The following is a 9,416-nucleotide window of genomic DNA, read 5'->3' as shown; positions in this document are numbered from 1 at the left end:
TGCCAACCGAAGGAGAACCCAACACCAAAATCTAAATCGACGTGCCAGCTCAACAATAAACCCCAGGGGCTTCAAAGCCCTTTTCTCTTAACCTGACTGGTACACTATTGCGCCGCTATCTGGCACATTTTCTCTCCGCCATTGACATGAGTTCGCTGGGCACCGAGAGCACCGTCGAGGAATGTTTAAAAAAAGGCGCCAAAAGCTTCGTGCAAAAACCGATTGAGAAAAAAGGCATGCTCGCCACTCTCACTTCGGTTTGCGAACAAGCGGGAGTCGAATTATGAGCGCGAAATTTTTTGGTCAATATCTGCTCGAACGGGGGCGCATCAGCTCGCAGCAGTTGGTCGACGCTCTGGAATTTCAAAAGCAAGTGAACGTGCCCATCGGCGTCTTGGCGCTCGAAGCCGGGCTGCTCAGCGCCGATCAAGTAAAGTTGATCATCGCCCGCCGTCGGAGCACCGACAAACCCTTTGGCGAGTTGGCGGTGTCGCTTGGCTTGCTTAGCGAAGCGCAAGTCGCCGAGCTGCTGCAAATCCAACCCAATCACCGAGTCCACCTCGGCGAAGCCTTGGTCATCAAAGGTTACCTCAGCATCGACGCCTTGGAAAAAGAGTTGAAGGAGCACAAAAAAGAGGAAGACAAGCTCAGCGCGCAGGTCGCCGAGGCCTTCAATTCCATCGCTAACAAACAGATCGTCAAGACCTTCACCGATCTGATGGTGATGATGTTCACCGACTTCGCCGATCAACACGACATCAAAGTCGAGCGCTGCGAGATGGGCAAGGAAAACGTCCGGCTGTTTCGCTGGGTGTTTTCGCAAAAAATCGCCGGCGACAACGTCGAGTTCAACTGTCTATTGTCGGTGCCGCCAAAACTGATGCTGCAAATGGCCTCGACCATGCTCGATCAAAACATCAGCACGCCGGACGAGCTGGCCCTCGACGCGACTAAAGAGTTCGTCAATATTGCCAACGGCAACGCCTGCGCGCAACTTTCCGCCGACGGCGTCGAGCTTACCATGCAGCCGCCGGAAGTTTACGAAACGACCATGAAGCCCTATCCATTTCGCAACAAAGACGTGGTCTGCGTTCACCTCGTTTCGCCGGATTCGAAATTGGAAGTCGCTTTCGATTTTTGACTGTGAAGCGCTAGAAATTGCGCGGGTGGGGATGCCGATCCCGCCCGCGCGAAAAAGTACGCAATAAAGTAAGAACGCGTCCCGCTCACTCCGCCAGCAACTTTTTCATCCGCTCGATAACTTCCTTCGGCTGCGCGACGACCTCTTTCGCCATGGCCTCGAGCTGTTCGCCGTAATCGGGATCGACCTCGAACTTGCGCACTTTGACGTCGGCCAGAAACGCCGGATCGCCCATGGTTTTGCGGAAGCCATCGCGCAGCGTCTTGAGCCGGTCGGGCGGCAATCCGGGCGGAGCGATAAAGGGCCGTCCGACATCCCCTGAAGCGAGCACCGAAGTCACTAGCGCACGAGTTGCCGCCGGTGTCTTATATTCGTTCATGAGTTCGTGAATCGTCGGCGCCTCGGGAATTTTGACATCGCGCTTGCGCCCTGTCTGCATCAAGATTCGGACGATGTTATTCTTGCGCCAACTAATAAACGGCTCGCGGGCAAAAAACGACGGAATACTGAGTGATCGACAGACGACTTCGCCGCGCTCAAACGCTAAATCTTGCTCAGAGCCGCCTTGGTAACCCATGATCACGTTAAATTTCGTGCCAATGGCTTCTTCCATCAGTTTGGGAATGAAATGACCGCTCGTGCCCGTGCCGGTCGCCGAGCAACGCGGCGCCTCTTTGGCCTTGCGAATGTCCTCGAAGTTTTTGTACGGCGTGTCGGTTTTCATGTAGAGCAGCCACGGCGTCCTTTCCGTCGAACCGACCCAGCCATACTTTGGCCAATCGAAGCGCACTTCTTTTTTACCAATTACTTGATCGAGATAAAGCGACGGCCCAATCGCCGCCATCGTCAGGCCGTCCGGCTTGGCAACGCGGTATAGGTTGTTAGCCGCGATCATCGACCCAGCGCCAGGAGTGTTGACGACCATGAAGTTGGGATGGCCGGGAATATGTTTGCCCATATGGTTCGCCAACACCCGGGCCCAAATATCGTAGCCATCGCCCGCCTGATAGCCGACCACGATGGTCACCGTCTTGTTTTGGTAGAACGGCGCCTGGGCGAAAACATCGACGCGTAAAATCGCCATTAACACCAAACTCAGCAAAAATTTTTTCATAGCATCCCTTCGTAATTCACCGGCCGGCGCGTCTCGCGCTCTTGTTCCTTACGCCTCACCCTTCGCTCCTCACCTACTTGATCACCCTATTCGCCCGGATTGGCAATTGCTTGATGGTCTCGGAACCTCGGCTGTTTATTTTGGCGTTAAGTTCCTGCGGAGTCAGAATTGACAAGGTATAGTAATACCCACATATTAAGCTAGGGCGGACAAGCCTTTGATTTGGCTCGGGTCGTCCCAAGGCGATCTCAAGGCTTTCACGCCGGACGCGCGCCGCGTCGCTGGGTTCCAACTGCGCCGGGTGCAGCAGGGGCTTGAGCCAAATGACTGGAAACCGATGACGACAGTTGGCGCCGGCGTGCAGGAAATCCGTATCCACACTGGGCTTGAACATCGAGTTTTCTATGTGGCGAAGTTTACCGAAGAGGTTTATGTTTTGCACACCTTCGAGAAGCGAACTCGAAAAATGCCCAAACGAGAAACGGACCTTGCCCGAGACCGGTTTCGTGCGTTGGTCCTGAAACGGCGCAGCGGAAGTTCCGCGGTAAGGTAGGTTCGATATGAAACTCAAGATGACGCGATCGAGCGGCAATGTTTTCCGCGATGTCGGATTTACCCCTGTGGAAGCCGAGCATTTGCTGGTCCGAGCGGACTTAATGATCAAGGTCCAGACGCTGATCGAATCCAAACATCTTAGCCAAGCTGAGTTGGCGAAAAGTCTCGGCATCACCAAGCCTCGATTGAGCGATTTGCTGCGCGGCCGGATCGATCTATTTAGCACCGATACGCTCATCGATATCCTCGCTCGCCTCGGGGTTCGAGTTCGGCTCGTTCTCAAACCTTTGCGTCACGGTCTCAAGGCCGCGTAGGGGCCGACCTGGTTGTCGGCCCGTTCGGAGAGCGGACACATCGGTCCACCCCTACCTAATCACCCGATCCGCCCGCACCAACACGTTGGGCGGAATGATCAGGTCGATCTTCTTAGCAGCGTGGAGATTGATCACGAACTCCAACTTCTTGGACCGCTCCACGGGTATGTCAGCGGGCTTCGTGCCTTTTAGAATGTTATCCACCATCTCCGCCGCGCGCTGGAGTTGTTCCGAACGGTCGCCGTTGTAGCTCATAAGTCCACCTAACTCGACATAGCGAGAGTTGCTATACATCGCAGGCAGCCGATATTTTGTTGCCAGTGCGATGATCTCGTGTTGGTGCGCGGCAACAAAACCGCCGCCATCTATCAGCAGCGCGCCAACTTTTTTAGCGACCGCCAACTGAAAGACTTTTTCCAAGTTATCGGCCCCTTTGATTTCCAAAGATTCAATCCCTGCACGTAAAAACCGCGCGGTGGGTTCAGTTTCTTTCAGGTTATCGGCTGCGGTTGGACTGGTAGCGCTCCAGAGAAAACCTACCTTTGAGAGTTTGGGGATTATCTCTTTCAAAAGTCCGAGGCGCTTCCCATTTATTTCACCACCGAAACCAGTCAGTCCCGTAACATTGCCACCAGGGCGCGCCAGGCTCGCAACAAATCCGCTTGCAACAGCGTCGTTGGTATTTGACATGATAATGGAAATTTCTTTCGTGGCATTTTTGGCGGCCGCGACTGCTTCATTTCCAAGAACAACGATTACTTCACATTTGAGGCGAATGAGCTCGGCGACAAGCTCTGGCAGTCGTTCGACCTAACCTTCAAAATACCGGTACTCGATCGTGAGATTCGCCCCTCGATGTAGCCGAGCTCGCGTAAACGTTCACGAAATGGCATCTGGCTAAACGCCGAGGTAGCAGCGGTGTTCGCTAGATAACCGATGCGCGCGACTTTCTTCGCCGGTTGCGCCTCAGCCAGCGAAACAGTTGCCAGAAAAAAAATTGCTAGTAACCAATTAAGAAATTGCCAATTCATGTGACCTCCTAAATGATTTATCCCTCACGTCTTCACCCGCCCATCAATTTTTTCATCCGCTCGATAAAATCTAGTTTCCGCGCTCGTCAACTACGCAACCACAAGCTTAAACGGCCGAACCGACTGAATCGCCGCAAAGTCGCGTTCGTTTTGGGTAATCACGCTCGCGCCAATCGAGCGGGCCGATAGCGCAATCAGCACATCGTTCACAAGCCCATAGGCACTGCGGATGGTGTAGCCGCGCACACGTTGAAGTCGTCTCAATACATCGCCGGCCTCCTGATAGATCGAAACCGTGGGCGTAACAATTCGGTGGGCTTTGGCGAAAGGGAGAGTTATGTTGCGAACGAGCCTGCGGTCCTCAACGGAAAATGCTCCCGCCAATAATTCCATCAGCACGACCGCGCTAAGATGCTTGACTGCGTCGCGCCGGAAAATGATGTCTTCATGCCGGCCTTCGTTAAGCCAATCGATGTAAATATTCGTGTCGACAACCACTCGCTGCATTTTATTCGAAGACTTTTCGAATGCGCCCTTTGCCTCGAACTTTACGCAGCGCGGTGTCGATTTTATCTTCGCTCACGACGACGCTGAGCGCGCCATCCAGCGCTTCAGATTCCGTACGAACTTTTAGAATGCGCACGGCACGATTGAGTTTGCGTTGATCTACTTGCACAAGTTTCTGGCGCAATGAAGCATTTTTCATGATTCTCTCCCACAGCTGAAAACAACGTTAATAATATTGGACCTCATCACGGTTCACAAGTTGATGCCATTCGCTCGGTAACTCAAGCCTCAAGCCTTCCTCACCCGCCCATCAATTTTTTCATCCGCTCGATGACATCCGGCGGGGCCACGGTTACTTCTTTCGCCAAGCTGAGCATGTCCTCGCCGCTCACCGGGCGCATTTCCCAGCCGCGCTTTTTCGCTTCATCGAGCAAGTCTGGCTCTTGTAAAGTTTCCACGTAGGCGTCGCGCAAGATTTTCACCCGATCCGATGGAATGCCCGGCGTGGCGGCGACCGGCCAGGAACCGAAACCGCCGGCGCCCAAGGTGACGAGCGCCAGCCGGCGGCTCGACTCCGGCGCTTTTTCTTTTTCCATATATTCGTACAGCGTCGGCGTGTCCGGCGCCTTGGGATGACGCTTGCGCGAAGTCTGAATCAGAAAGCGCACGAAGCCTTTCTTGTACCAACTGATAAACGGTTCGCGGGAAAAATACGCGGCGATGGTGATCGCGCGGCAGTGCACCTCGCCGCGCTCCATCGCCAAGTCCTGCTCAGCTCCGCCGGGATAACCCGTGACCAAACGAAACTTGAGAGCCAGGGTTTCTTCGAGCAAGCGCGGAATCAAATGGCCGCTGGTGCCGACACCGGTGGCGGAACATTTGGGCGGCTCGGCGGCTTTGCGAATGTCCTCGATGGATTTGTACGGCGCGTCGGCGCGCATGAAAAGAACATTGCCATTTTGTTCCGGCGAACCGATCCAGGTAAACTTCGCCCAGTCGAATTTCGCTTCCTTGCCGCCGGTGATTTGCGCCAAATAAAGCCCCGGCGCAAAAGTTCCCATGGTCAGACCGTCGGCCTTGGCGACGTTGTAAATATAGTTAGCCGCCACCATGGAACCGGCGCCGGTCATGTTCTGGACGATGAAGTTCGGATTGCCGGGAATATGTTTACCCATGTGGCGCGCGTAGGCGCGCGCCCACAGATCGTGGCTGTCGCCGGACTGATAGCCGACGACGAACTTGATGGTCTTGCCTTGGAAGAAATTCGCTTGCGCCCATGCCGGCGCCGCCACCGCAAGCAGGAACAACCCCGCGAGAATGGCGCGATGTAATTGGCGCATCATAATTGAGCTGAATCGAAATCGGCGACCAAGATCATAAAAGCGCGGAGCGATGGAGCGATGGAGCATTGGAAGCCCCATCACTCCAATACTCCATCACTCCATCACTCCAATTGCAGCTTGCTACTTACTTCGCCGGTGGCGCGGGCTTCTTGCCGATGGCGGCGAGCAGATCGCTATAGGGCACGACGCGCTGGTGAATCGACACGATGCGATCGACGTCGATGTTCAAGCGGCGCACGTTGGCTTCGAGATTCACGGCTGACGGCGCGGGAACTTTAGGCGGCTCGGCGCCCACCGGACCGGGCGAAAAGACATCAGCTTCGATGAGCAGTTTTTCTTTGCGCAGGTAAGCCATGACGATGCCGTCGTGATGGACGTTGCCGACGATCTGGTAGAGCTCCACCGAGCGCGTGCCATCGGTCAGCACCATGTTGTCGCCCATGGATTGAAAGACTGGTTTCTTTTTCGACTTCGCCAGACGGTCCGGCGCTAGACTCCAAGGATTCAACGCCGCACGTTCGAAGTAGGGCCGGTTGATTTCCTGGGTGACAATCGTGACCCCCTCAGCCGCGTAGGTGCGCAAGCCGGAAGAATGATCGAAGTGATGATGCGTGTTGATCAAATATTTAATCGGCTTGTTGGGCACGAGCTTTTTCACCTCGGCCATCACCGCTAGCGAGCGCTCCTCGCCGTGCGGCGCTTCGACGACGATCAAATAATCTTTCATCTCGATCAAGACGCTGGCGGCCGAAACACCCGTGATGTACCAAACCCCGTCGGCGACTTTTTCCGATTTCGCCGCCACCGGGTTGTTGCGCAGCGCGGCGGGTACTTCGATATCCACCGTAGGATTGGCTCTGACCGCCGTCACCGTCAGATCCAAGGTCGGCTTGCCATCCTGATACTGAATGATTTTGGTCGGAAACTTGATGCCGCCAAAATCACGATAGGGGCCGTAGTGAGTCATCACTTTGATATCGCCGACCACCGGACTGCCGTAGGAAGACTCGACGCGCTCGATGGCGTTCTGATCGTTGACGTAGGCGACAATTTTGATTTTGCCCCGGTCGGTAAATGCGAGGACCATCATCTCCCGCCCTTCGATCGTCTTCTTCGTGACGCTCGCGTTGTTGGCGAACGCCGCGCGCAGCAAGCCATGGGGCGAGATGGCGATTTGATGGGCGCGCTCGCTGGCTTCGAAAATTCGCGCCGAGATTTCTTTGCCCGCCACGTTCCAGGCCAGATCGCCGCTCACCACCGTCACCGCTTGCTGCTCCGGTCCGATGGGCAACGCGTCGCCCGCCATGCGCACGACGGTATCGCGCATGGCGCCGGCGGTGAAATCGTAAACCCGCGTCATCGACTTGACGAACTGGCGCGGCCAGGGCGCCGCCGGGCTGGTGCTTTGGCCCAGCGAGTACATCATGCCATTGCCGGTAAACTGAAACGTCTTGGTCGTCGACACGTCGAGGGCATCGGCGATGCGTTGGAGATCGCTCTCCTGCGCTTGGGCCGGATAACTCGTGAACACCAACAGCGCGAACGCAACTACAAGCTTAGTCAACATAACTGGCCTCCTTATGGGTAATGGAACCTCGGAATGAGCACTTAATATGCGAGAGCCGAGAAAGTTACAAGGCAAAAAAAGGCGTGAGCACGACCTACGCCGTGCTCGCGCCGATTTGGAGTTAGGTTGTCGCTACTTCGCCGGTGGCGCCTTCGCCGCAGCCGGGTCTTTGCCGATCGCTTTCAACAGCTCGACGTAAGGAACGATAGGGCCATGGATTGGCAGAATCTTGCCAACGTCGATGTTCAAGCGGCGCACGTTGGCTTCGAGATTGACCGAATAGGGATTGGGGGTTTTCGGTATGCCGAAAGGACTAAACACGTCAGCCTCGACCAAGAGCTTTTCCTTGCGCAGATAGGCCATGACCATGCCGTCATGATGGCCGCTGCCGGTGATTTGATAGAGCTCCACCGAGCGCGCGCCATCGGTCAACACCATGTTATCGCCCATCGTCTGGAACACCGGCTTTTTCTTCGACTTGGCCAATCGATCGGGGCTCAAGTTCCAGCTATTCGCCAACGCCTTTTCGTAATAGGGCCGGCTCAGCTCGTGGGTCACGATGGTGACGCCTTCGGCCGCGTAGGCGCGCACGCCGCCCGAATGATCGATGTGATGGTGCGTGTTGACTAGATACTTGATGGGCTTGTTGGCCACCAGTTTTTTCACTTCACCGATTACCGCCGCCGAGCGCAGATCGCCCAACGGCGCCTCGACGACAATCAGATAATCCTTCATCTCGATGAGCACACTGTTATGCGAGCCGCCACCGATAAACCAAACGCCGTCGGCGACCTTTTCCGACCGCACCATCACCGGTTCGCTACGCACATTACCCGGCACCTCGATATCCACGGGTGGATTCGCTCGCACGGCCGTGACGGTGACATCGAGAGACGGCAGTCCGTCCTGATATTGAATGATTTTCGCCGGGAACTTGATACCGCCGAAATCGCGGTAGGGTCCATAGTGGGTGACCACCTTCATGTCGCCCACCGCTGGGTGGCCGTAGGACGACTCCACCTTCTCGATGGCGTTTTGATCGTTCACGAAAGCCACCACTTTATGCTGCCCTTGGACCGTGAAGGAGATAACCGACATCTCGCGGCCTTCGATGGTCCGTTTGGCGACCACCGCGTTGTTGGCAAAGGCCGCGCGAACCAGGCCATGCGGCGAGATCACGATGGCATGGGCGCGCTCGTTGGCCTCGTGCGGCGCCGGAATCATATTTTTGCCGGATTCGTTCCACGCCCAATTTCCGCTCACCAGTGGAACTAGCCGTTGATCGCCCTCGATGGGCTGAAAATCGCCGCCGCTCGGCGGCGCCTCGCCTTGGGAGCGAACTAATTCGTCGCGCATGGCGCCCGCGGTAAAATCATAGACCCGGGTCAAACTCTTGATATAGGATCTAGGGTTGGCCGCCACCGCACTGGTCGCCTGCCCCACGCCCCACATTTTGCCGTTGGCGGTAAATTGAAAAGTCTTGGTCGTCGACACGTCCAACGCATCGGCGATCTGTTGCAGCGCGGTGTCCGCCGCGTTGACCTTAAAGCCGGCGAACCCTACCAGCATGAACGCAAGAACGAACTTCTTAAACATACTGACGCCTCCCGTATTGTGAATTGATTTTATCGCGAATGAATTCGTCAATTTTTGGCGAGATTACCCGATGACCTTCCCCGGTGTCAACGACTTCGACAACCTTTGTTGTAGCAAAGTGATTATGTCAGGGGTTAACGGCAACGTAATTATGTCAGGGTGGAAGGATGACAACCCTGACAATGAAAGACGAGAAACGACTAGACGTAATTCAACGAGTATATCGCAGCGAGATCACCGTGGTTGAG

General features: G+C 55.5%; 11 protein-coding genes. 4 read left to right on the top strand and 7 right to left on the bottom strand.

All coding sequences use genetic code 11. The features are described from left to right. Positions 1 to 107 precede the first annotated feature (107 nt). Together EXR70_23675 and EXR70_23670 are read left to right on the top strand one after the other, a co-directional pair. Positions 108 to 287: a hypothetical protein gene (locus tag EXR70_23675; protein ID MSP41497.1), complete on the top strand. Its 180-nt coding sequence runs from the start codon at positions 108 to 110 to the stop codon at positions 285 to 287. After that, complete coding sequence (locus EXR70_23670; GenBank protein MSP41496.1) at positions 284 to 1,141, top strand: hypothetical protein; 858 nt, start codon at positions 284 to 286, stop codon at positions 1,139 to 1,141. The genes EXR70_23675 and EXR70_23670 overlap by 4 nt, the downstream gene beginning before the upstream one ends. Positions 1,142 to 1,226: 85 nt before the next feature. On the opposite strand, the gene EXR70_23665 is transcribed toward EXR70_23670, so the two are convergent. Beyond that, positions 1,227 to 2,255 (bottom strand): hypothetical protein, encoded by a 1,029-nt coding sequence (locus EXR70_23665; protein MSP41495.1) that lies wholly within the window; start codon positions 2,253 to 2,255, stop codon positions 1,227 to 1,229. A 217-nt stretch (positions 2,256 to 2,472) separates the two neighbouring features. On the opposite strand from EXR70_23665, the gene EXR70_23660 reads away from it, so the two are divergent. Both EXR70_23660 and EXR70_23655 read left to right on the top strand, forming a co-directional pair. Next, entirely contained in the window at positions 2,473 to 2,808 is a 336-nt protein-coding gene (locus EXR70_23660) for a type II toxin-antitoxin system RelE/ParE family toxin (GenBank protein ID MSP41494.1), read from the top strand. A gap of 7 nt (positions 2,809 to 2,815) precedes the next feature. Continuing rightward, a complete protein-coding gene (locus EXR70_23655; protein ID MSP41493.1) occupies positions 2,816 to 3,124 on the top strand; it encodes an XRE family transcriptional regulator in 309 nt (102 codons plus the stop codon). 51 nt (positions 3,125 to 3,175) lie between these two features. Here EXR70_23655 and EXR70_23650 read toward each other — a convergent pair whose 3' ends face one another. From EXR70_23650 to EXR70_23625, 6 genes are all read right to left on the bottom strand, one after another. Then, positions 3,176 to 3,925, bottom strand: coding sequence for an ABC transporter substrate-binding protein (locus tag EXR70_23650; GenBank protein ID MSP41492.1), 750 nt, complete (start codon positions 3,923 to 3,925; stop codon positions 3,176 to 3,178). Between the two features lie 320 nt (positions 3,926 to 4,245). After that, on the bottom strand, positions 4,246 to 4,662 hold the full coding sequence (locus tag EXR70_23645; protein MSP41491.1) for a type II toxin-antitoxin system VapC family toxin: 417 nt from the start codon (positions 4,660 to 4,662) through the stop codon (positions 4,246 to 4,248). Position 4,663: 1 nt separating this feature from the next. Next, positions 4,664 to 4,861, bottom strand: a complete 198-nt coding sequence (locus EXR70_23640; protein ID MSP41490.1) for a hypothetical protein — start codon at positions 4,859 to 4,861, stop codon at positions 4,664 to 4,666. Positions 4,862 to 4,961: 100 nt separating this feature from the next. Next, entirely contained in the window at positions 4,962 to 6,086 is a 1,125-nt protein-coding gene (locus EXR70_23635; protein MSP41489.1) for a hypothetical protein, read from the bottom strand. Positions 6,087 to 6,129: 43 nt separating this feature from the next. After that, positions 6,130 to 7,572 (bottom strand): MBL fold metallo-hydrolase, encoded by a 1,443-nt coding sequence (locus tag EXR70_23630; GenBank protein ID MSP41488.1) that lies wholly within the window; start codon positions 7,570 to 7,572, stop codon positions 6,130 to 6,132. A 132-nt stretch (positions 7,573 to 7,704) separates the two neighbouring features. Then, the gene (locus EXR70_23625) at positions 7,705 to 9,168 is read right to left on the bottom strand and encodes an MBL fold metallo-hydrolase (protein MSP41487.1); all 1,464 of its coding nucleotides are present in this window, start codon (positions 9,166 to 9,168) and stop codon (positions 7,705 to 7,707) included. Positions 9,169 to 9,416 lie beyond the last annotated feature (248 nt).

Source organism: Deltaproteobacteria bacterium, assembly GCA_009692615.1.
In the GTDB taxonomy this organism is placed as follows: Bacteria; Desulfobacterota; Binatia; order UBA9968; family UBA9968; genus DP-20.
The sequence above is the reverse complement of the archived record's forward strand: the minus strand, read 5'-3'. Positions and strand labels throughout refer to the sequence as shown.

Coding starts and splice junctions, on each gene's coding strand:
- EXR70_23630 (MSP41488.1), bottom strand. CDS start 7,572: ATGTTGACTAAGCTTGTAGTTGCGTTCGCGCTGTTGGTGTTCACGAGT.
- EXR70_23625 (MSP41487.1), bottom strand. CDS start 9,168: ATGTTTAAGAAGTTCGTTCTTGCGTTCATGCTGGTAGGGTTCGCCGGC.
- EXR70_23640 (MSP41490.1), bottom strand. CDS start 4,861: ATGAAAAATGCTTCATTGCGCCAGAAACTTGTGCAAGTAGATCAACGC.
- EXR70_23655 (MSP41493.1), top strand. CDS start 2,816: ATGAAACTCAAGATGACGCGATCGAGCGGCAATGTTTTCCGCGATGTC.
- EXR70_23665 (MSP41495.1), bottom strand. CDS start 2,255: ATGAAAAAATTTTTGCTGAGTTTGGTGTTAATGGCGATTTTACGCGTC.
- EXR70_23645 (MSP41491.1), bottom strand. CDS start 4,662: ATGCAGCGAGTGGTTGTCGACACGAATATTTACATCGATTGGCTTAAC.
- EXR70_23670 (MSP41496.1), top strand. CDS start 284: ATGAGCGCGAAATTTTTTGGTCAATATCTGCTCGAACGGGGGCGCATC.